Here is a 20408-nt window from a genome sequence, read left to right as displayed (position 1 = left end):
ATGAGCGGATTCGAAAACTTCTGGGCCATTTACGGCAACCTGGTGCTCACGCTGGGCACCAACGCCTTGCTGGCCCTCTCCATCTGGCTGACCCTGGCTTGCGGCATGCTGGCCATGGCCAACGCAGCCTTCATGGGTATCGGGGCGTACACCGCCGCGCTGCTCACCATGAACTACGACGCGCCGTTCTCGGTCGCGCTGGCCGGCGGCATGGCCGCGCCCGCGCTGGTGGCGGCGCTGATCGGCTTGCCGACCTTGCGGCTGTCCGGGGTCTATCTCGCCATGGCCACGCTGGGCTTTGGCGAAGTGGTTCGCGTGACCATCCTCAACACCGAGTCCATCACCGGCGGCGCGCTGGGCCTTAACGGCATCCCGCAGCTGACACAGTGGTGGCATGTGGTGCTGTCGGTCGTCATCGTGCTGTTCGTGCTGTGGCGCGTGCGCGCCTCCAAGATCGGACGCTCGTTCGACGCCATCCGCGGCGACGAAACCGCGGCCGGCCTGATGGGCATCGACGTGCGCGCCAACAAGATGCTGGCCTTCGTGGCCGGCGCGATGATCGCGGGTCTGGCCGGCGCCCTGAACGCGCACCTGACCTTCTTCATCGGCCCCAACGAATACGGTTTCGACCGTGGCGTGGAAATCCTGACCATGGCGATCCTGGGCGGCATCGGCGGCCTGGCCGGTCCCGTGCTGGGCAGCTTCATCATTACCGTGCTGCCCGAAATGCTGCGCGGTTTTGCCGATCTGCGCCTGGTCGCGAATGGAGTGATTCTGGTGGTGATTGTGTTGTTCCTGCCGCAAGGCATCTGGGATCCGGCGCGCTTCAAGCGCTGGATGCGCCAAGGACGCCAGGGAGGCAAGCGCCATGCTTGAGCTTTCTTCCGTCTCCAAGAGCTTCGGCGGCCTGCATGTGCTGCATGACGTCAGCCTGTCGGTTCCCGAAGGCGCCATCTTCGGCCTGATCGGCCCCAACGGCGCCGGCAAGACCACGGTCTTCAACCTCATCACCGGCCTGTTGCCGCCCAGCGGCGGCACCATCACGTTCAACGGCCAGAGCGTGCTGGACAAGAAGCCGCACCGCATCACGCGCATGGGCATCGCCCGCACCTTCCAGAACATCCGTCTCTTCAAAGAGATGACGCTGCTGGAGAACGTGGTGGTGGGCGCTTATCGCCACATGAACTACGGCTTCCCCAGCCTGCTGCTGGGCCTGCCGGGTTACCGCGAGCACGAAAAGCGCGCCCGCGAGCGCGCGCACGAACTGCTCACCTGGATGCGCCTGGACCACAAGGCCAACGACCTGGCGGATAACCTGTCCTACGGCGAACAGCGCCGCCTGGAGCTGGCGCGCGCGCTGGCCACCGAGCCCAAGCTGCTGCTGCTGGACGAGCCGGTCGCCGGCATGAACACCGGCGAGCGCGCCGAACTCATGCGCGAGATCCTGGCGATCCGCGACCGCGGCTACACCATCCTCATGATCGAGCACGACATGCGCTTCGTCATGGGCTTGTGCGAGCGCATCGCGGTGCTGAACTTCGGCAAGATCATCGCTTGCGGCGGACCCGACGAGATCCGCAACAACGAACAGGTCATCGAAGCCTATCTGGGCCGCGAAGACGACGAAGACACCGAACAAGCGGAGGCCGCCAAATGAGCGCCATGCTGGAAGTCCGCGGACTCGAGGTCAATTACGGCCACATCGAAGCCGTCCGCGGCATCGACCTGGACCTGAACGCCAAGGAAATCACCGCCCTGGTCGGCGCCAACGGCGCCGGCAAGTCGACCACGCTGCTGGCGCTGTCGGGCCTGCTGCCCAAGGCGCGCGGCAAGATCACTTTCGAAGGCGAGGACATCACCAACCTGCCACCGCACCAGTTGGTGGCGCGCGGTATCGTCCAGGTGCCGGAAGGGCGGGCCATCCTCACCACCATGACCGTGCTCGAAAACCTGGAGCTGGGCGCCTACCGCCGCGGCCTGAAGAACGTCGACTCGGACCTGGAATACGTGTTCAACCTGTTCCCGCGCCTGAAGGAACGGATCACCGGCATCGCCGGCAACCTGTCCGGCGGCGAACAGCAGATGCTGGCCATCGGCCGGGCCCTGATGGCCAAGCCGCGCCTGCTGCTGCTGGACGAACCCTCGATGGGCCTGGCGCCCATCGTGGTGCAGGAAATCTTCCGCTCCCTGCGCGCGATCAACGCCGACGGCCTGACCCTGTTCCTGGTCGAGCAGAACGTGCGCCAGGCGCTGAAGATCGCCCAGCACGGCTACGTGCTGGAGAACGGCGCCATGGCGCTGACCGGCACCGGCCGCGAACTGCTGGGCCATCCGCGCGTGCTGGAAGCCTACCTGGGCGCCTGAACGGGCGCTCCAGGGCGTGCGTCCCTGATTGTTTGGATGTGCCGGCGGCGCCTCAGGGCGCCGTCGGCGTATTTCCAACGCGGATTAAGTTGCCCACTTTTTGAGCAGCTGTGTTAGAATCGCAGGCTTTCCCTCATTTTGGCTAATGCACGGGCGGGTAATAACGCTTAGGCAAGACGCTGATATCGACTGAATATTTGGAAAACCCGACGGGTTCTTTCTGGGATTTCGGTCTAGTTCGGGGAAAAAAACTGGCTGGATGGTCCAGCCAGGAAAATTTTTATTCTTAGGAACCATCATGAAGACCTTTGTGGCCAAGCCGCATGAAGTCCAACGTGACTGGTTTGTGATCGACGCCAAGGGCAAAGTCCTCGGTCGTGTGGCCAGCGAAGTCGCACGTCGTCTGCGTGGCAAGCACAAACCTGAATTCACGCCGCACGTTGATACCGGTGACTACATCGTCATCGTCAACGCTGCCGATATCGTTGTTACGGGCGCCAAGGCGAAGGACAAGAAGTACTTCCGCCACACGACGTACCCGGGCGGTATCCGTGAAACGAACTTCGAGAAGATGCAAGAGCGTTTTCCCGGCCGCGCCATCCAGAAGGCTGTCAAGGGCATGCTGCCCAAGGGTCCTCTGGGCTACGCCATGATCAAGAAACTGAAGGTGTACGCCGGTGCCGAGCACCCGCACACCGCCCAGCAGCCCAAGACGCTGGATATCTAAGGAAACGCCATGATCGGTAACTGGAATTACGGAACCGGCCGTCGCAAAACCTCGGTGGCTCGCGTTTTCATCAAGAAGGGCACGGGTAAGATCGTTGTCAACGGCAAGCCCGTCGACGACTTTTTCGCCCGCGAAACCGGCCGCATGATCGTGCGCCAGCCGCTGGAACTGACCGGCCACCTGGAATCGTTCGACATCAAGGTCAACGTGCACGGTGGCGGTGAAACCGGCCAGGCCGGCGCAGTCCGTCACGGCATCACGCGTGCCCTGATCGACTACGACGCGACCCTGAAGCCCGCACTGTCGCAAGCTGGCTTTGTCACCCGCGATGCCCGCGAAGTCGAACGCAAGAAGGTCGGCTTCCGCAAGGCACGTCGGCGCAAGCAGTTCAGCAAGCGTTAATACGCTGCTGCAAGAAAAGCCCGCTTCGGCGGGCTTTTTTTCGCACTGTTTGTTCCAGCGCCGGATGCGGTCCGGCCGTTGTACGTCCCGCGCGGAACTCCGCGCATTCCCTCCGGTCGGAAAAAAGGACTGCGGTGCCATTTCGGGCTCTTAGCCGCAACACCCGCTTTCCCGAGCGATACAATCGATCCTCGTTCTACGAAGAGCACACATCATGGCCCAAGCATCGAACACCCGCATCAAGGTTGGTATCGTCGGCGGCACCGGTTACACCGGCGTCGAGCTGCTGCGCTTGCTGTCGCAGCATCCCAATGTGGAATTGACCGCCATCACGTCCCGCAAGGAAGACGGGCTGCCGGTGGCTGACATGTATCCGAACCTGCGCGGCCGCGTGAATATCGCTTTCTCCGCGCCGGAAAAGGCCACGCTGACGGATTGCGACGTCGTGTTCTTCGCGACGCCCCACGGCGTTGCCATGGCCCAGGCCCAGGAACTCATCAATGCCGGCACCAAGGTCATCGACCTGGCCGCGGACTTCCGCCTGCAGGACATCCCCACGTTCGAACGCTGGTACAAGATTCCCCATACCTGCCCGGACATCCTGGCCGAGTCCCAGTATGGCCTGGTGGAGCTGAACCGCGAGGCCATCTCCAAGGCCCGCGTCATCGGCAACCCCGGCTGCTATCCCACCACCGTGCTGCTGGGCCTGGCCCCGCTGCTCGAAGGCGGCAAGAAGCTGATCGATGCGCAAACCCTGATCGCCGACTGCAAGTCGGGCGTCTCGGGCGCTGGCCGCAAGGCGGAAGTGGGCTCGCTCTTCTCCGAAGCCTCCGACAACTTCAAGGCCTACGGCGTGGCTGGCCACCGCCATCACCCGGAAATCGTCGCGCAGCTGGAAAAGATCGCTGGCGGCAAGGTTGGCCTGACCTTCGTGCCGCATCTGGTGCCGATGATCCGCGGCATGTTCTCCACCATCTACGCGCGCATCCTGCCCGAGGCCCGCGATACCGACTTCCAGGCCCTGTTCGAACAGCGCTACGCCGACGAACCCTTCGTCGACGTGATGCCCGCCGGCAGCCTGCCGGAAACCCGTTCGGTGCGCGCTTCCAACAACCTGCGCATCGCGCTCAGCCGCCCCGGCAATGGCGACCAACTGATCGTCCTGGTGATCCAGGACAACCTGGTCAAGGGCGCCGCTGGTCAGGCCGTGCAGAACATGAACCTGATGTTCGGCATCCCTGAATCGACCGGCCTGGACCAGGTCGCGATCCTGCCTTGATGTACGCAGGCTTGCGGCCGTAAGGCCGCAAGCCGCCGCTCTTTATGCCCGCCGATTCCTCTACCACGCCCCAGCCTCGCTCCGCCGGCGGATTGGCGCGCGTATTCGTGGGCCTGCTGATCGGCGTGCTGCTGGGCGGTTCCGCCAGTTTTTTCTACGCTCGCAAGCTCTACCGGCCGCAGGATGCCGTGGTGATCAGCGCCCGGCAGGCCGAGGTCCAGGAAGAGGCCATGCGTCAGCAGTCGACCCAGCTGCGTTACACGCAGGGCCAACTGGACACCGCCGACGGCGAACTGGTCATCGAACGCGCCGCGCGCCAGGAACTGGAAACGCAGCTGCGCACGGTCCAGGCCGAGGTCGGCCGGGTCCGCGATCAACTGGCGTTCTATGAGCAGCTGTTGCCGCCGGGCCCCGAGGGTTCGGTGGACATCCGCGGCGTCGAGATCGACCGCAGCGGCGGCGGCCTGCGCTACAAGGTCCTGCTGATGCGCAGCGGCCGCAATGGCGGGTCTCCGTTTTCGGGCGCTTTGCGTTTCCAGGCCACCGGCATCCTGAAGGGCGAGACCGTGAAGGTGGATCTGGCGCCCATGCAGGTCAAGGCCGAATCCGGCTCCGTCGCCATTCCTGGAGACAGCACGCCGACCTCGCCGCTGGCCCTGCAGTTCGACCAGTATCAGCGCAGCCAGGGCATCCTGGCGCTGCCCGACGGATTTGTCCCCGAAAGCGTGACCGTCAGCGTCCTGGAGGGCGACACGGTCCGGGCGTCAAGAAGCGTCAAGCTCGAACTTTGAGTCTGCGCAAGCCCTGCGCTATAGTGACACTATGCGAGCGCCGTTGCCGCTCACCGAAATATGGCCGAACCGGCCAGGAGTGAACCATGAATGCAGTGACCGAAACCGTCGACCTGCAGGCCGCCCCGCCTGCTCCCCTGGTGTTTACCGACTCGGCCGCGGCCAAAGTGAAGGATCTGTTGGCCGAAGAAGGCAATCCTGAGCTGAAGCTGCGCGTTTTCGTGCAGGGCGGAGGCTGTTCGGGTTTCCAGTACGGCTTCACCTTCGACGAAGTCGTGAACGATGATGACACCGTGCTGGACAAGGCTGGCGTGCAACTGTTGGTGGATCCGATGAGCTTCCAGTACCTGGTCGGCGCAGAGATCGACTACAAGGAAGACCTGGAAGGCGCGCAGTTCGTCATCCGCAATCCCAACGCCAGCACCACCTGCGGCTGCGGTTCCTCGTTCTCGGTGTAATCACCCAGGCAGGAAAAGTAAAAGCCCTTCGGCGCGCCGAAGGGCTTTTTGCATGGGCGTGCGGTTTTCAGGCGGGATAGAGCGCGCCCAGGATGCGCGGGCCACGCGCGCCGGTGACGGCGGGCAGGCCCGCCGGCCTGCGCTGCACGAAGGCCTGCGCCAGCCAGGCGAACGCCAGGGCCTCGACTTCCTGCGCCGGCACGCCCAGCGCATCGGTGGCGTGCACGGGCCGCTGCAGGCAGTAGGCCAGCTCACGCATCAGGCCCGGATTGCGCGCGCCGCCGCCACAGACGAAGACTTCCTGCGTGCCCGCCGCGGCCGCATCGACGGCATTGGCGACCGTGCGCGCGGTCAGGCGTTGCAGCGTGGCCTGCACGTCTTGCGGCGCAGGCTTGGGGCCGTCGAACGCGGCCAGGCGGTCGTCCAGCCATTGCATGTTGAACAGGTCGCGCCCGGTGGACTTGGGCGGGGGCAGGGCGAACCAGGGTTCGCTGGCCAGCATTTGTTCCAGCAGCGGCGCCAGCACCTGGCCGGTCGCGGCCCAGCGGCCATCCGCGTCATAAGGCCGACCCAGGTGACGCTGGCACCAGCCATCCAGCAGGACGTTGGCGGGTCCCGTGTCGAAGCCGCGGGGCGCATGCCCCGGCTCCAGCAGCGTCACGTTGGCGATGCCGCCCAGGTTGAGGACGGCGCGGCCTTGCGGCGCGCCGAAGATGGCAGCGTGGAAGGGCGGCACCAGCGGCGCACCCTGGCCGCCCGCGGCCACGTCGCGGCTGCGGAAATCCGCCACCACGTCGATGCCGGCCAGTTCCGCCAGCACGGCGGGGGCATTGAGTTGCACGGTGTAGCCCAGGTCGGGCCGGTGCCGGACCGTCTGGCCGTGGGCGCCGATGGCGGTCACGTCGCCGGCCGCGACGCCGGCCTGCTGCAACAGGGCCGCCACGGCCTGGGCATACAGGCGGGCGAGGGCGTTGGCGGCCAGCGCGGCGCGGGCCAGCTCGTCGTCGCCGAATTGATTCAGGGCCAGCAGTTCGCGCCGCAGGTCCGCAGGCATGGGCAGGCTGGCGCTGGCGAGCACGGCTGGCGCCGCGCCGTCGCCCAGGCGCACCAGCACGCCGTCCACGCCGTCCACGCTGGTGCCTGACATCAGTCCGATATAGAGCTGAGCGTTAGTTGTGGAAGGATTCACGAGAGCCTCGAAAAAGAAAAAGCGGCCGCGCAACTGAGAGTGCGGGGCCGCCTTTGACGGGGACGTTAGGCCGGCTTTAGCGGCTGGCCACGTTGGTCAGCGCGTCGGGCAGGGTCTGCTGGAACTCGGTCAGCAGCTGGATCTGCGCCTTGTACGGAGCCACGGCCTGGTTGAAGGCGCGGACTTCGGCGGGTTCCAGGCTGCGGGCGACCGGCAGGTCCACCGACAGCGGATCGATCGGCTGGTTGTCCACGCGGAATTCATAGTGCAGGTGCGGGCCGGTGGCCCAGCCGGTGGCGCCGACATAGCCCAGCAACTGGCCTTGCGAGATCTTCGAACCCTTGGTGATGCCTTCGGCGATGCGGCTCTGGTGGGCGTACAGCGTCGAATACTTGCCGTGGTGCTTGACGATGACGACGTTGCCGTAGCCGTTCTGCCAGCCGGAGAATTCCACCGTGCCGTCAGCGGTAGAGTGGATCGGCGTGCCGGAAGGCGCCGCGTAGTCCACGCCCTTGTGTCCCGTCCAGGTCTTGTGGATGGGGTGCATGCGCATGCCAAAGGTGGAGCTGATGCGGCTGAATTTCAGGGCGGTGCGCAGGAACGCGCCGCGCAGGCTGGTGCCGTCGAAGTCGTAGTACGAACCGCTCTTTTCGTCGGGGCTGAACCAGACGGCGTTGTAGGTCTTGTCGCCGTTGATGAATTCCAGCGCCAGCACTCGGCCGGCGCCGGCGTAGCGGCCGTCGTGCGAACGCACTTCGTAGACCACGCGGAATTTGTCGCCCTGGCGCAGGTCGCGCAAGAAGTCGATCTTGGCGCTGAGGATGTCGGCCATCTGCATGGTGACCGAGTCCGGGATGCCGGCGGCGTCGGTGGCGCCGAACAGCGACGAACGGATCGTGCCCACGGCGACGCGGGTCTGGCGTTCGGTGCTTTCGGTGATTTCCTCGGCCTTGTAGCTGTCGCCTGCCGGCGCGACGTGCAGCATGCGCGTCACGACCTGGCCGTCCGTCTCGTTGCCGGGGGTGTGGATGTAACGCAGCCAGATCAGGTTGCCGGCTTCGTCCGTCGCGGCCTGCACCGAGCGGCCCGGGTACAGCTTGTAGATGCTGCGGGCGCTGGCTTCGTGCGTCAGGAAGGTCTGCAGGCTGGGCGCGTCGAGTTCCAGGCGTTGCAGCACCGCGGCCAGCGTGTCGCCGGCGCGGATCCGGGTTTCGCTGATATAGGGAGCGGCACTGGGAGTGCTGACTTCGACTTGCTCGGCGCTTAGCGGCAGGACGCTGCTGATGATGCGCGAAGGGGGGAGTTCAGTGCGGTCGGGTTGCTGCACCATGCCGAGGGCGGCGGCGCCAGCGAACAGACCAATTGCGGTGACGAGGAGAGTGCGGCGGAAAAGTCCCGAGCGCTGGGGCTTGGGCTCGCCGGGCGCAAACACGGCAGCAACTTTGCGTTTGATGCTACTCGCCATTTCGTGGAGGCCACGATTCATCGTGAAGATACCCTCTCAGGTGGCTTGAGCTCGCAGGGTGCGTGACACGAACGGCCCTCGCGCGCACATTTCGGGGCAAGGGCTGGCGCGGGGCGCATCTTGTGAACAACGGGGTGTAAACCGGACCACAACTGCGTATAGATGGCAATTGCGTATGATTAGGGCGGTATCCTAGCTGATTCGGCTAGAATTTTCGATAGTTTTCGTCACTTTTTACACCTTTTTATCGGCTGAAGCCGAGTTGGTCCCCCTGCCATGTCACCCTCAGAAGCCCCGATTACCCCCGAAGTCGAAGCAGACCTGCGTATAGCGAAGCGCGGTTGCGATGAGTTGCTGGTCGAGTCCGAATTCGCCCGCAAGCTGGCCAGGAGCCGCGCCACGGGCGTGCCTCTGCGCATCAAATTGGGGTTGGATCCGACCGCGCCGGACATCCACCTGGGTCACACGGTGGTGCTGAACAAGATGCGCCAGCTGCAGGACATGGGCCACAACGTCATCTTCCTGATCGGCGATTTCACCTCCACCATCGGCGATCCCAGCGGCCGCAACAACACGCGCCCGCCGCTCACGCGTGAACAGATCGAGGCCAACGCCAAGACCTATTACGCCCAGGCCAGCCTGGTGCTGGATCCGGCGCGCACCGAGATCCGCTACAACTCCGAGTGGTGCGATCCGCTGGGCGCGCGCGGCATGATCCAGCTCGCGTCGCGCTACACGGTCGCGCGCATGATGGAGCGCGAGGACTTCACCAAGCGCTTCAAGGGCGGCATCCCGATCTCGGTCCATGAATTCCTGTATCCGCTGATGCAGGGCTATGACTCGGTGGCGCTGAAGTCCGATCTGGAGCTGGGGGGCACCGATCAGAAGTTCAACCTGCTGGTCGGGCGCGAGCTGCAAAAAGAGTATGGACAGGAGCCGCAGTGCATCTTGACGATGCCGCTGCTGGTCGGGACAGATGGCGTAGAGAAGATGTCCAAGTCCAAGGGCAACTACATCGGCATTTCGGAGTCGCCCGATTCGATGTTCGGCAAGCTCATGTCGATTTCCGACACGCTGATGTGGCGCTACTTCGAGCTGCTGTCGTTCCGCTCTCTGGAAGAGATCGCGGCGCTCAAGCAGGAGATCGATGGCGGCCGCAACCCGCGCGACGCCAAGGTCATGCTGGCCCAGGAAATCATCGCGCGCTTCCATTCCGCCAAGGCTGCCGATGAGGCGCTGGCCTCGTTCGAAGCCCGTTTCCGCGACGGCGCGATCCCCGACGACATCCCCGAAGTGAACATCGGCGGCGCGCCGGTGGGCATCCTCAAGCTGCTGCGCGAAGCCGGCCTGGTGGCCTCCGGTTCGGAAGCGCAGCGCAACGTGGAGCAAGGCGGCGTGCGCGTCAATGGCGACCGCGTGGAAGACAAATCGTTGCAATTGCCGGCGGGGACTTACGTCGTTCAGGTGGGCAAGCGCAAATTTGCGCGTGTTAACTTGAACCCATGATTGCGAAGTTTTGATACGCTGAGGGTACAGACAGGGGCAGTGGGGCCTTTGCGGCACATCAAGGAGCACGACATGAAACTTTCGAGTTTGTCCTTTTCCGATAACGAGTCGATTCCCGAACGCTACGCCTTCGGCAGGATCGATGCGCAATCGCACGTCGCGCTGGCAGACAACTTCAACCCGCAGTTCTCCTGGGACGAAGTTCCGGCGGGCACGCAGTCGTTCGCCTTGATCTGCCATGATCCCGATGTGCCCTCCGAACCCGACGACGTCAACCAGGAAGGCCGCGAGGTGCCGGCCAGCCTGCCCCGCGTGGACTTCTTCCACTGGGTGCTGGTCGATCTGCCGGCCGACCTGCGCGACATCGAGGAAGGCGCCTTCTCCAGCGGCATCACGCCGCGCGGCAAGGGCGGCCCGCTGGCGCCGATGGATGCGCGCCAGGGCATCAACTCGTACTCGTCATGGTTCGCCAACGATCACGACATGAGCGGCGACTACTTCGGCTATGACGGCCCGTGCCCGCCCTGGAACGACGCCATCCCGCACCGCTACGTCTTCACCCTGTATGCGCTGGACGTGCCCACGCTGAACCTGCAGGGTTCGTTCACCGGCGAAGACGCGCTGCGCGCGATCCAGAAGCACGTGTTGGCGCAGGCGTCGTTGACCGGCACCTATACGCTCAATCCAAAACTGGCTCCCAAGCAGATCGGCGCCACCTCGGCCTGATTCGCCGCGCCACAGAAAGGCCGCAGTCTTGCGACTGCGGCCTTTTTTCATCGCCGAAAAGGTTCAGCCCGTGGCGCGCTTGAGCCGCAGCAGCGCCAATCCAAAAGTGATGAAGATGGCGCCGACCAGGCGGTTGATCCAGGTCACGATGCGGGGTTGGCGCAGCAGGCGCCGGGCGCGGTGGGCCAAGGCGCCATAGGCCAGCAGCGACACCAGCGACATGCCCGTGAAGATGCCCGTCAGGATGAAGAACTGCGGCAGCAAGGGCTCGGCCGCGTTCAGGAACTGAGGAAACAGCGCCGTGAAGAACAGGATGGGCTTGGGGTTCAGCGTTGCAACCAGCGCGGCTTCCGAATAGAGCCGCCCGGCGCTGCGCGGCGCCAGCGCGGCGGCGTCTGCGGGCGGCGCAATGTTCGAGCGGCCCAGCAGGTGCCGCAGGCCGATGTAGAGCAGGTACGCCGCGCCGGCCAGCTTGAGCAGCATGAACAGCATGGCGGACGATTGCAGCACCACGCCCAGTCCCAGCATGGCGGCGGCCGACAGCAGGAACAGCCCGGTGACATTACCCAGGGTGGAGGGCAGCACGGCCCGCCATCCACCCGCCGCGCCGTTACGGATGGCCAGCATGGTGGCCGGGCCGGGGCTGACGACGCTGACCGCAGCTACTAACGAGTAGGTTATGAGCGTGGCGCTTTGCATGAAAGTTTCTCAAGTCGGATTGAGACGGCTTTTCCGGCCGCGGAGGATGGCGTGGTTTTCGCGCCCATGCCGGGAATTTTGCCCGGGTTCCCTGCATTTTGGGAGCATTTGATCCTGTCCGACGGGGTAAACTATCCGTCATTCTCCGGGTTTACCCACCCGGGCGCAGTTTTCTCCTCTCTTACCGCCTCAGGAACCCCCCGTCATGTTTGACCGCAACCTCACCTTGTCCAAGGCTGACCCGGACGTTTGGGCCGCCATCCAGAAGGAAGACGTCCGCCAGGAACAGCACATCGAGCTGATCGCCTCGGAGAACTACGCCAGCCCGGCCGTCATGGAAGCCCAGGGCACGCAGCTCACCAACAAGTACGCCGAAGGCTATCCGGGCAAGCGCTACTACGGCGGTTGCGAATACGTGGACGTGGTCGAGCAGCTGGCCATCGACCGCCTGAAGCAGATCTTCGGCGCCGAAGCCGCCAACGTGCAGCCCAACTCGGGTTCGCAGGCCAACCAGGGCGTGTACATGGCCGTCCTGAAGCCGGGCGACACCGTGCTGGGCATGAGCCTGGCCGAAGGCGGCCACCTGACGCACGGCGCGTCGGTCAACGCCTCGGGCAAGCTGTACAACTTCATCTCCTACGGCCTGGACGAAAACGAAGTCCTGAACTATGACCAGGTCGAGCAACTGGCCAAGGAGCACAAGCCCAAGCTGATCGTGGCTGGCGCCTCCGCCTACGCCCTGCACATCGACTTCGAGCGCATGGCCCGCATCGCCCGTGAAAACGGCGCGCTGTTCATGGTCGACATCGCCCACTACGCCGGCCTGGTCGCTGGCGGCGCCTATCCCAACCCGGTTCCGCACGCCGACTTCGTCACCTCGACCACGCACAAGTCGCTGCGCGGCCCGCGCGGCGGCGTCATCATGATGAAGGCCGAGCACGAGAAGATCATCAACTCGGCGATCTTCCCCGGCATTCAGGGCGGTCCGCTGATGCACGTCATCGCCGGCAAGGCCGTGGCCTTCAAGGAAGCGCTGGAACCCGCCTTCAAGGACTACGCGCAGCAAGTGGTCAAGAACGCCAAGGTGCTGGCCGACACGCTGGTCAAGCGCGGCCTGCGCATCGTCTCCGGCCGCACCGAAAGCCACGTCATGCTGGTGGACCTGCGTTCCAAGGGCATCACGGGCAAGGAAGCGGAAGCCGTGCTGGGCCAGGCCCACATCACGGTCAACAAGAACGCCATCCCGAACGACCCGGAAAAGCCCTTCGTGACCAGCGGCATCCGCCTGGGCACGCCGGCCATGACCACGCGCGGCTTCACCGAAGCCGAAGCCGAGCTGACCGCCAACCTGATCGCCGACGTGCTGGACAACCCGCGCGACGAAGCCAACATCGCCGCCGTGCGTGCAAAGGTCAACGAACTGACCTCGCGCCTGCCGGTCTACGGCAAGAAGTAAGCGAGCAATCCCTGCGGCGGGCTGTGGCCCGGCCGCAGCGGTCTACCAGGGACGGCCCCGCAAGGCGCCGTCCCTTTGTTTTCGGGCGGCTGGTGCCGCCTGGTAAAAAATACGGGGGCGGATTAGCCCGTATTGGCGCTGGCGGCCGGACGCCTCGTTACAATATGCTCAACTATTGCCCCCTCAGTGCCTTTAGGGATCACACATGCGGTGTCCATTTTGCGGCAATGCCGAAACGCAGGTCGTAGACAGCCGGGTCTCCGAAGAAGGCGACGCCATACGCCGTCGCCGTCGCTGCCTGTCCTGTGACAAACGTTTCACCACCTATGAACGGGTGGAGCTGGCCATGCCCTCCATCGTCAAGCGCAATGGCAGCCGCAGCGACTACGACCCCGGCAAGCTGCGCGCCAGCCTGAGCCTGGCGCTGCGCAAGCGTCCCGTCAGCACGGAAGACGTGGACGCCGCGGTCGCGCGCATCGAAGAGCAGCTGCTGGCCAGCGGGCTGCGTGAAGTGCCCAGCGAACACATAGGCGAGCTCGTGATGAACGAACTGCGCAAGCTCGACAAGGTGGCATACGTGCGCTTCGCTTCGGTCTACAAGAGCTTCGAGGACATCGGCGAATTCGTCGAAGCCATCCGCGAGATGCAAGGGCCGCTGTTGCCGGGCAAGCTGCGCAAGGACTAGCAGGGCTCAGGTTCAACCGATCCGCGGTCGGCTGGCCGCATGGAAGCTGGAAAATGACGGCGCTGCGGCGCCGTCATTGCATGGTGGGAGCCGTACGCGCCAGGCTGGGCGTCAGCGGCTGGAACTTGCGCCAGACGCGGCGCATGTGCTGCGCCGAGCCGAATCCCGACTTTTCGGCCACGCGTTCCAGGTCCAGCCGGGTATCGCGCAGCAGGTCGCGCGCCAGCGCCACGCGTATCTGATACAGGTAGTCCATCGGCGTGCAGCCCGCGTGTTCGCGGAACAGCCGCGTCAGATGGCGCGCGCTGGTGTGTGCCTGGTCCGCCAGCGATTGCGCCGACCAGGGAGCCGCCGGGTCGCGGATGACCGCGTCCTGCACCCGGTGCACGCCTGGATGCAGGTGGCTGCGATGGTCCAGCCAGGGCGACAGCGTGGAATCCGTGCCGGCGCGCCGTTGGTAGACCACCATGTCGCGCGCGGTTTCGCTGGCCACGCGCGGGCCGCAATGGCGCGACACCATGTGCAGAGCCAAATCGATGCCGGCCGTGATGCCGGCGCTGCTGACCAGTTTGCCGTCTTCGACGAAGATGCGGTTGTCATGCAGCCGCGCGCTCGGGTCAATGCTGGCCAGCTGTTCCAGGCAAGTGTGGTGTGTGGTGCAGTCGCGCTGCCGCGTCAGGCCGGCGGCGGCGGCGAACAGGGCGCCTGCGCACACCGTCATCAGCGTGAAGCCGTCCACCGGATGGCGGGCCGCGAGCCAGTCGATGATGGCGCGCGAGTCGGGGTCGTCCAGGCGCGTGGGCTTGCCCACCACGCCGGAAATGATGACCAGGGCTTCGGGCGGCAGGCTGGCCGGCAAGGCTTGGATATGAGCCAGGTGCAGGCCCGGCAGGCCGCTTTCGACTTCCCGGGACGGGCCGCAGAAATGCTGTTCGAAGGCCCCGGGAACCAGCTTGTTGGCGACGCGGAAGGCCTCCGCGGGGCCTGCCACGTCCAGCAGCACGACGCCCCGCGTCAGCACGAAATACACTGGAACCATGCGGCCCTCCGCCAGTGTCAGGCCGCCAGCGCGTCGGCCGCGCGTGCGATGCGGGCAAAACGCCCTTGCAGCACCAGCTCGGTCCGGTCGCGGATCTCGGCCGGCGTGTAATGCTGGCCGGACGGGCTCTGCATGGCAAAGGTCAGGGTGGCGTCCGTGGGGAACACCACCTTGTAGCCGGCGTCGCTGGCGTGGCGCGAGGTGGTTTCGCAGCACTGTTCGGTGCGGATGCCGCTGACGATGATTCCTTCGATGCCGTGCTTCACCAGCCAGTCCTGCAGGCTGGCGCCGTCCGCGTCTTTGGCGTAGAGCGAGGAATGCACGGTCTTGTGGAACACGGCGGTGGGCTCGATGCGCAGTTCCTTGAGCGTCTTGACGTGGCCGGAGGCCATCGAGAAGGGGTTGGCGGGGTCGTTCGACACGCTGGTGTGGAACACCTGCAGCACCGGAATGTCGCGGGCCTGGGCGGCGTCGATCAGGGATTGGATCTGTTCCACGAACGCAGGGTACTCGGCTTCATCCCAAAACGGACGTTGCCGGAAAGAGTCTTGTACGTCGATGACGATCAGTGCTTGTTTCATGGATCGCGCTCCTGGAGGGCGAATTTTAGGGGTGTGCAGCTATTTTTACTGCAATCCGGCGTGGCGGCGAGTGCGGCGAAAGACGGCCATCGGCCTAAAACGGACATTGGCCGCCGCTGCCCCGGTGGACCCGCTGCCGGACCGCCTGCCCGCCCTGCGGCGGACATACAATCCTGGACATGATGATTCCCAGCGACAACGACGACATTTTCTGGATGCGCCGCGCCCTGGCGTTGGCGCAGACCGTCATGTACACCACCGCGCCCAACCCCCGGGTCGGCTGCGTGATCGTGCGCGGCGGACAGCTGCTGGGCGAAGGCGCCACGCAGCCGCCGGGCGGCCCGCACGCGGAAGTCTGCGCCTTGCGCGACGTCCAGGCGCGCGGCGAATCCGTGGAAGGCGCCACGCTTTACGTCACCCTGGAACCCTGCAGCCATTTCGGCCGCACGCCGCCCTGCGTGGACGCTGTGCTTGCGGCCCGGCCGGCGCGGGTGGTGGTGGCCATCGGCGACCCCAATCCGCTGGTCAACGGGCAGGGACTGGCGCGTCTGCGCGATGCCGGGATCGCGGTGACCACTGGCGTCTGCCGCGCGGAGGCGCTGGCCATCAACGCGGGTTTCATCTCGCGCATGAGCCGCGGCCTGCCGTGGGTGTGGATGAAGATGGCGGCCTCGCTGGACGGGCGCAGCGCGCTGCATAACGGCGTCTCGCAATGGATCACCGGACCCGAGGCTCGCGCCGACGGACACCGCTGGCGCGCCCGCGCCTGCGTGGTGCTGACCGGCATGGGCACCGTGCTGAAAGACGATCCGCAGCTCAATGTCAGAGGCGTGGACACGCCCCGCCAGCCGCGCAAGGCGGTAGTGGACGGCCGTTTTGAAATCCCCGAGGACGCGCGGTTGTTCGATGGCGCCGAGGTCATCATCTTCACGGCTCGCGAAGATGCCGCCAAGGCCGCGCGCCTGCAGGCCAGGAACGCCCGCGTGGTGCTGCTGCCGGGCGAGGCGCCGGGCCGGGTCGATCTGCCGGCGATGATGCGCTGGCTGGCGCAGGAACAGTTCAACGAGGTCCACGTCGAAGCCGGCGCGGGCCTGAGCGGCGCGCTGGTCGCCGCGGGCTGCGTGGATGAACTGCTGCTGTACCTGGCGCCGGTGCTGCTGGGCGACGCCGCCGGCATGGTCCGCCTGCCCATGCTGGAGCACCTGGACGGCGCCCGCCGCTATGAATTCATCGAGACCGCGCCGGTGGGCGCAGATCTGCGCGTGCGCGCCCGGGTGGCCGACACCTGGAATCAGCTGACGCGGCGGGTGGAGCTGCCTGAGCTGTCTTAGGCGCGGCGCCGGCCCGTGCGCGCCGCGGTGTAGCGCCAGGCCAGGATCGTGGCGGCGCCGCCGGCCAGGGCCAACAACGCGGCCGCCAGCAGCAGGCCGGGATGGTCGCGGCGCAGACGTTCCCACGATTTTCCGGCCTGCGTGTAATGGAACCAGGCAGCCGCCTGGAAATCGGGCGCGGCGCATTCGCGGCCGAAAGAGCCGCTGAACGGCACCTGCGCGCCGTGTTCTATATAGCGGCGGTAGATCGTGGCGGCCAGTTCCGGGGAGTCGTCGATGATGTAGCGGGCGCCCTGGCACAGCACGGCGGCGTAGGCTTGCGAGCGGCGCGGCAGCTCGTCGGACGCGCGCAGCGCATGATTGGCCGCGATCTCGCGGTAGTGGAAGCGGGTGTAGGGCTGCGCTTCGCTGGCGGCATAGCGACGGCGTTCCTCTTCGGTGACAAACGGGCCCGGCAGCGCGGCGGCGGCACGCAAGGCCGGCGTGTCGGGCGTTCCGGCATCGTCATCCTCTGCCTTCCAGCCTGGGACCGCGCTGCGTCCCGCGCCATAACTGGTGTTGCCGCCATAGACCGCAAAATCCGGCTCCTGTTCGTAGCCCATGATCTCCATCCCGTCGCGCCGCGCCAGCCGCGAAGCTTCGTACCAGGCTTGCGCCCGTGATGTGCGGCCCCAGGCGCTCCCGGCACGGCGCAAGGCCGCGCCATACTCCGCGGCGAGCCGGCGGGTTTCCTGCAGACGCACTTCCCACTTGCCGTCGACGCTTTCCAGCGTGGCGTAGCGGGCGTCCGAATCGGCGGGGAAATAGGGCAGCGCCAGCTCGATCGAACCTTCGCGCACCATCCGGCGCGCCAGCAGCAGGCGCAGGCGATCGGATGCGGTGATGGGATGCTGCCTTACCCAGTCGTAGAAATTCTGCGGATCGCGCGGCACGGACCTTGCCGGCGCCGGAGTGGCGGGCGCATGCCGGTCCACATAGGACTTGAGTTCGGCGGTGGTCAGCACGCGCTCAGCGACGTAGGCAGCGTCATTCCAGTACGGGGTGGATAACCAGAAGCCTCCGGCCGGATTGGCCGGATCGTCCTTCACGGTGGCGTGCAGTAGTTGATCCAGCGCCTCGACATACTGGCCGCGCGACAGCGTCAACACGCCTTGTTCGCCCAGCAGGCGCGCCGCGCCGACAGCCTCCAGGCTGCCGTCGGCGCGCGGAAACGCGCGTGCAGCCTGGGCATAGGCCTGGGCCGCCGCCTGCGTATCGCCTTGCCGCAGCGCCAGCTTGGCGCGGACCCACCAGGCCAAGGCCGTGTCCAGCCGCGTGGCCAACGTCTGCGCCAGCTCGTAGCGGCCGATGCGGTAGGCCAGCGCGGCTACGCGGTCGGCGTCCGGCACCTGCTTCAGGTCCTGGGTTTCCAATGCCGCAACCAGCGATTGCAGCGCCGGATTGGGTGTGACGTCATGCCCTTGCGCCGCATCGGCCAACCCCACCTGGCCAGTCGTATCGTAGGCGGCGTACGGATCGCTGGCGCTGTCCGGCCTGCCATCGACGATGTCGCCGACCCTGGCCAGCGCGTAGGCCACCAGCAGGCGTTGCGCGACTGGATCGTCGATCAGGCGGCGCGTGCGCGCCGGATCTTCCAAGGCCCATTCGGCCAGCATGCGCAGCGATGCATTGCCGCTCGCGGAGTCGCGCGCGGCCTGTTCGGCATAGAGGCGCAACGCATGCTTTAGCGAGGCCGCGGGAATGGCGTCCATGCAGGGCTCGGCATTGACCAGCTCCATATAGCTGCATTGCCCCTGCGGCCCGGCGAGGAACAGGCGCGCCTCCTGGCCGTAGCTGGCAACGGCCAGGCCCAGCGGGTCCGGCGCACCGTCGCGCGCCAGTTGCCGCACGCGGCCATAGGCTTGTGCTGCGGCCTGCCGCTGCGCCTCGGCGTCGTCAGTGGCTAACTCTGTCTCGTCCCCGATTTCTGCCAGCATATAGGCGGCCCAGACGCTGCGTGGCGCGGCCTGCTGCGCCGGCAACTGGAGAATGGCGCGGTAGCGGGCGCGCGCCTGCCCCAACAGGCGGTCGGTATCCGGCGCTTCGCGGGCGGCATGGGTGTCGACCGCGGCCGCGGCGTAAAGACGCACCGCTTCCGGCAAATCGGCGCCCAGCGCATAGGCCCGGTCGCCATCGGCCTGCGCGCGCATGGCGCGAGCCGTGGTCCGCTGCGCCGGCGTGAGCGCGGGATCGCGGTCTTCCGGCAGGGCGTTTTGCAGATAGCTGCCGTCTGGCAATTCATAGGCTTCGCGGGCTCGCAGCGCATCGCTGGCGTCCACGAGGCGCGCGGTTTCATAGCTGAAAGCGTTGGCCGGCGTCGCACGCAGCGTAGCCGCGCGGTCGTCGAGCAGCTGGGCGGGGAACTCCGGCCCGCAGGCGATGACGATACCGGCTCCCGTCAGGAGCAGCAGCGCCGCAAGCGATTTACGGTTGTACATGGAAGCTCGTGGGCCCGTTTTCACAGCGTATCCAGCCTATGTTGCGTTGGCCGCCGGCATGCAGCAGGCCATTCTGGGAGCGGCGCAGGAAGGCGCCGCTGGAATCATGTTCGAGGGTATAGCCATTGATGCCGTCGGCCGCGCGGCAAGCGCCTTGCCAGCGGATCGCGAAGGGCAGGGCTGCGTCGGCATTGCCGCCGTTGGCCAGAATCAGGTCTTGCGCGCCGCTGCTGCCTGCTGCGCGCGCCGTGACGGACAGCGCCGGCGACAGGGGCTGGCGCGTCAGTACGGCGCGCCAGGTGGCCAGGCTCCAGGCGCGTTCGTCGCGCGCGGTGGGCAGGCGGAACCAGACGATGCCCGCCAGTCCGCGCGGACGGGCGCGGTGGATCTCATCGATGAAAGCCGCCATGGCTGCCGGGGTGGCCACCAGTTCGCTGGCGCGGCCGCCCGGCAGCAGGGCGGGGCGTTCGCTTTCGACCGCGGCGATGCTGCCGTCGTCGTTCCAGCTTACGCGGCTGCCATAGGTGGCCAACGCCACGCGCCATGGCCGCTGGGTGCGGTCCGCGAACGCCGCCAGCCAGGCGCTTGCGCGCCTGGCATTGAACAGCCCCTGTTCGGGACTCAGCACGGCGTGGACCTGCAACACGGCTTCATCGGGAATCCGCAACAGCGCGTCGAGCCCGGCGCCGCCCAGCCATGTCGGCAGCGCGGTTATCGACAAAGGCAGATCCGGTCCCAGGCCCTGCTTCAAGGCCTCCAGGAACGTCGCATAGGCGGGCAACTTGGAGGTTGGGCAGTCGTAGTCGATTTCGATGCCGGCCAAGCCGATACCCGCGCTTTCCCATGCGCCGCGCGCGGCGTTGATCCGCGCAAGCACTTCCGCGGCGGGCAGCGCATCGGCGCGACCGTCCAGGCGGAAAACCATGATGACGGGACGTTTGGCCGCGGCCAGTGCGGCCAGATCGGGCGCAGCAGTGAACCACCTGCCATCCGGGTTCATTTCCGCCATCAGCACGCGCCATGCCCGCACCACGTCGGCACTGTCGGCCAGCGCCTGGCTGACCGGCGGCGTCCAGACGCGTTGCCAGACATAGGCGTCGGCCGGCAGATCCGCCTGCTTGCCGCAAGCGGCCAGAAGCAGCAGCAAGACGCTGCAAAGCACTGCGCGACAGCGTTTGACGAGGACCTTCATGCGGCGGGTCAAAAATCGGAAAATTATGATGTGGCGATGGC

At 66.1% G+C, this 20408-nt stretch carries 20 protein-coding genes; 13 read left to right on the top strand and 7 right to left on the bottom strand.

The window, feature by feature from the left end; translation table 11 throughout:
• The 8 genes from IB259_RS22435 (at position 1) to erpA (ending at position 6021) form a co-directional block, all read left to right on the top strand.
• Positions 1-876 (top strand): branched-chain amino acid ABC transporter permease, encoded by an 876-nt coding sequence (locus IB259_RS22435; protein WP_054458380.1) that lies wholly within the window; start codon positions 1-3, stop codon positions 874-876.
• A complete protein-coding gene (locus IB259_RS22430) occupies positions 869-1657 on the top strand; it encodes an ABC transporter ATP-binding protein (RefSeq protein ID WP_054458382.1) in 789 nt (262 codons plus the stop codon). Before IB259_RS22435 ends, IB259_RS22430 begins: the two co-directional genes overlap by 8 nt.
• Positions 1654-2364 carry an ABC transporter ATP-binding protein gene (locus IB259_RS22425; RefSeq protein ID WP_054458384.1) on the top strand — a complete coding sequence of 237 codons (711 nt, stop codon included), beginning with the start codon at positions 1654-1656 and terminating at the stop codon, positions 2362-2364. The genes IB259_RS22430 and IB259_RS22425 overlap by 4 nt, the downstream gene beginning before the upstream one ends.
• Before the next feature lie 298 nt (positions 2365-2662).
• The gene (rplM, locus tag IB259_RS22420) at positions 2663-3091 is read left to right on the top strand and encodes a 50S ribosomal protein L13 (protein WP_013391412.1); all 429 of its coding nucleotides are present in this window, start codon (positions 2663-2665) and stop codon (positions 3089-3091) included.
• Between the two features lie 9 nt (positions 3092-3100).
• Positions 3101-3493: a 30S ribosomal protein S9 gene (rpsI, locus tag IB259_RS22415; protein ID WP_006217310.1), complete on the top strand. Its 393-nt coding sequence runs from the start codon at positions 3101-3103 to the stop codon at positions 3491-3493.
• Between the two features lie 214 nt (positions 3494-3707).
• Positions 3708-4772 (top strand): N-acetyl-gamma-glutamyl-phosphate reductase, encoded by a 1065-nt coding sequence (gene argC, locus IB259_RS22410; RefSeq protein WP_054458385.1) that lies wholly within the window; start codon positions 3708-3710, stop codon positions 4770-4772.
• Positions 4773-4816: 44 nt separating this feature from the next.
• Complete coding sequence (locus IB259_RS22405) at positions 4817-5563, top strand: DUF6776 family protein (RefSeq protein ID WP_054458387.1); 747 nt, start codon at positions 4817-4819, stop codon at positions 5561-5563.
• A gap of 86 nt (positions 5564-5649) precedes the next feature.
• On the top strand, positions 5650-6021 hold the full coding sequence (erpA, locus tag IB259_RS22400) for an iron-sulfur cluster insertion protein ErpA (protein WP_013391415.1): 372 nt from the start codon (positions 5650-5652) through the stop codon (positions 6019-6021).
• A 67-nt stretch (positions 6022-6088) separates the two neighbouring features.
• Here erpA and IB259_RS22395 read toward each other — a convergent pair whose 3' ends face one another.
• Both IB259_RS22395 and IB259_RS22390 read right to left on the bottom strand, forming a co-directional pair.
• Complete coding sequence (locus IB259_RS22395; RefSeq protein ID WP_302478837.1) at positions 6089-7210, bottom strand: anhydro-N-acetylmuramic acid kinase; 1122 nt, start codon at positions 7208-7210, stop codon at positions 6089-6091.
• Positions 7211-7286: 76 nt separating this feature from the next.
• On the bottom strand, positions 7287-8696 hold the full coding sequence (locus tag IB259_RS22390) for a M23 family metallopeptidase (protein ID WP_054458392.1): 1410 nt from the start codon (positions 8694-8696) through the stop codon (positions 7287-7289).
• A 255-nt stretch (positions 8697-8951) separates the two neighbouring features.
• Here IB259_RS22390 and tyrS point away from each other — a divergent pair, with 255 nt between their 5' ends.
• Both tyrS and IB259_RS22380 read left to right on the top strand, forming a co-directional pair.
• On the top strand, positions 8952-10181 hold the full coding sequence (gene tyrS / locus IB259_RS22385; protein ID WP_192330138.1) for a tyrosine--tRNA ligase: 1230 nt from the start codon (positions 8952-8954) through the stop codon (positions 10179-10181).
• A gap of 72 nt (positions 10182-10253) precedes the next feature.
• Positions 10254-10907: a YbhB/YbcL family Raf kinase inhibitor-like protein gene (locus IB259_RS22380; RefSeq protein WP_054458397.1), complete on the top strand. Its 654-nt coding sequence runs from the start codon at positions 10254-10256 to the stop codon at positions 10905-10907.
• 63 nt (positions 10908-10970) lie between these two features.
• Here the strand turns inward: IB259_RS22380 and IB259_RS22375 are convergent, their stop codons facing one another.
• Positions 10971-11606: a LysE family translocator gene (locus tag IB259_RS22375; RefSeq protein WP_054458399.1), complete on the bottom strand. Its 636-nt coding sequence runs from the start codon at positions 11604-11606 to the stop codon at positions 10971-10973.
• A 205-nt stretch (positions 11607-11811) separates the two neighbouring features.
• Between IB259_RS22375 and glyA the strand changes: the two genes are divergently transcribed.
• Together glyA and nrdR are read left to right on the top strand one after the other, a co-directional pair.
• A complete protein-coding gene (glyA, locus tag IB259_RS22370; RefSeq protein ID WP_054458401.1) occupies positions 11812-13062 on the top strand; it encodes a serine hydroxymethyltransferase in 1251 nt (416 codons plus the stop codon).
• 205 nt (positions 13063-13267) lie between these two features.
• On the top strand, positions 13268-13747 hold the full coding sequence (gene nrdR, locus IB259_RS22365; RefSeq protein ID WP_013391422.1) for a transcriptional regulator NrdR: 480 nt from the start codon (positions 13268-13270) through the stop codon (positions 13745-13747).
• A gap of 73 nt (positions 13748-13820) precedes the next feature.
• Here nrdR and IB259_RS22360 read toward each other — a convergent pair whose 3' ends face one another.
• On the bottom strand, positions 13821-14786 hold the full coding sequence (locus IB259_RS22360; protein ID WP_119450702.1) for a GlxA family transcriptional regulator: 966 nt from the start codon (positions 14784-14786) through the stop codon (positions 13821-13823).
• Positions 14787-14803: 17 nt separating this feature from the next.
• Complete coding sequence (locus IB259_RS22355) at positions 14804-15367, bottom strand: cysteine hydrolase family protein (protein WP_054458405.1); 564 nt, start codon at positions 15365-15367, stop codon at positions 14804-14806.
• A gap of 179 nt (positions 15368-15546) precedes the next feature.
• Here IB259_RS22355 and ribD point away from each other — a divergent pair, with 179 nt between their 5' ends.
• Positions 15547-16698 carry a bifunctional diaminohydroxyphosphoribosylaminopyrimidine deaminase/5-amino-6-(5-phosphoribosylamino)uracil reductase RibD gene (gene ribD, locus IB259_RS22350; protein WP_370528712.1) on the top strand — a complete coding sequence of 384 codons (1152 nt, stop codon included), beginning with the start codon at positions 15547-15549 and terminating at the stop codon, positions 16696-16698.
• On the opposite strand, the gene IB259_RS22345 is transcribed toward ribD, so the two are convergent.
• The gene (locus tag IB259_RS22345; RefSeq protein ID WP_192330136.1) at positions 16695-19175 is read right to left on the bottom strand and encodes a hypothetical protein; all 2481 of its coding nucleotides are present in this window, start codon (positions 19173-19175) and stop codon (positions 16695-16697) included. The genes ribD and IB259_RS22345 overlap by 4 nt on opposite strands.
• Positions 19162-20322, bottom strand: a complete 1161-nt coding sequence (locus IB259_RS22340; protein ID WP_225596919.1) for a DUF3142 domain-containing protein — start codon at positions 20320-20322, stop codon at positions 19162-19164. Before IB259_RS22340 ends, IB259_RS22345 begins: the two co-directional genes overlap by 14 nt.
• Between the last annotated feature and the right edge of the window lie 86 nt (positions 20323-20408).

This window comes from Achromobacter sp. ACM04 (assembly GCF_014851465.1).
Classification (GTDB): Bacteria; Pseudomonadota; Gammaproteobacteria; order Burkholderiales; family Burkholderiaceae_B; genus Achromobacter; species Achromobacter aegrifaciens.
The sequence above is the reverse complement of the archived record's forward strand: the minus strand, read 5'-3'. Positions and strand labels throughout refer to the sequence as shown.

Coding starts and splice junctions, on each gene's coding strand:
- IB259_RS22425 (WP_054458384.1), top strand. CDS start 1,654: ATGAGCGCCATGCTGGAAGTCCGCGGACTCGAGGTCAATTACGGCCAC.
- rplM (WP_013391412.1), top strand. CDS start 2,663: ATGAAGACCTTTGTGGCCAAGCCGCATGAAGTCCAACGTGACTGGTTT.
- ribD (WP_370528712.1), top strand. CDS start 15,547: ATGATGATTCCCAGCGACAACGACGACATTTTCTGGATGCGCCGCGCC.
- tyrS (WP_192330138.1), top strand. CDS start 8,952: ATGTCACCCTCAGAAGCCCCGATTACCCCCGAAGTCGAAGCAGACCTG.
- IB259_RS22390 (WP_054458392.1), bottom strand. CDS start 8,696: ATGAATCGTGGCCTCCACGAAATGGCGAGTAGCATCAAACGCAAAGTT.
- IB259_RS22430 (WP_054458382.1), top strand. CDS start 869: ATGCTTGAGCTTTCTTCCGTCTCCAAGAGCTTCGGCGGCCTGCATGTG.
- IB259_RS22360 (WP_119450702.1), bottom strand. CDS start 14,786: ATGGTTCCAGTGTATTTCGTGCTGACGCGGGGCGTCGTGCTGCTGGAC.
- nrdR (WP_013391422.1), top strand. CDS start 13,268: ATGCGGTGTCCATTTTGCGGCAATGCCGAAACGCAGGTCGTAGACAGC.
- IB259_RS22380 (WP_054458397.1), top strand. CDS start 10,254: ATGAAACTTTCGAGTTTGTCCTTTTCCGATAACGAGTCGATTCCCGAA.
- IB259_RS22375 (WP_054458399.1), bottom strand. CDS start 11,606: ATGCAAAGCGCCACGCTCATAACCTACTCGTTAGTAGCTGCGGTCAGC.
- rpsI (WP_006217310.1), top strand. CDS start 3,101: ATGATCGGTAACTGGAATTACGGAACCGGCCGTCGCAAAACCTCGGTG.
- IB259_RS22405 (WP_054458387.1), top strand. CDS start 4,817: ATGCCCGCCGATTCCTCTACCACGCCCCAGCCTCGCTCCGCCGGCGGA.
- IB259_RS22435 (WP_054458380.1), top strand. CDS start 1: ATGAGCGGATTCGAAAACTTCTGGGCCATTTACGGCAACCTGGTGCTC.
- argC (WP_054458385.1), top strand. CDS start 3,708: ATGGCCCAAGCATCGAACACCCGCATCAAGGTTGGTATCGTCGGCGGC.
- glyA (WP_054458401.1), top strand. CDS start 11,812: ATGTTTGACCGCAACCTCACCTTGTCCAAGGCTGACCCGGACGTTTGG.
- erpA (WP_013391415.1), top strand. CDS start 5,650: ATGAATGCAGTGACCGAAACCGTCGACCTGCAGGCCGCCCCGCCTGCT.
- IB259_RS22345 (WP_192330136.1), bottom strand. CDS start 19,175: ATGTACAACCGTAAATCGCTTGCGGCGCTGCTGCTCCTGACGGGAGCC.
- IB259_RS22355 (WP_054458405.1), bottom strand. CDS start 15,367: ATGAAACAAGCACTGATCGTCATCGACGTACAAGACTCTTTCCGGCAA.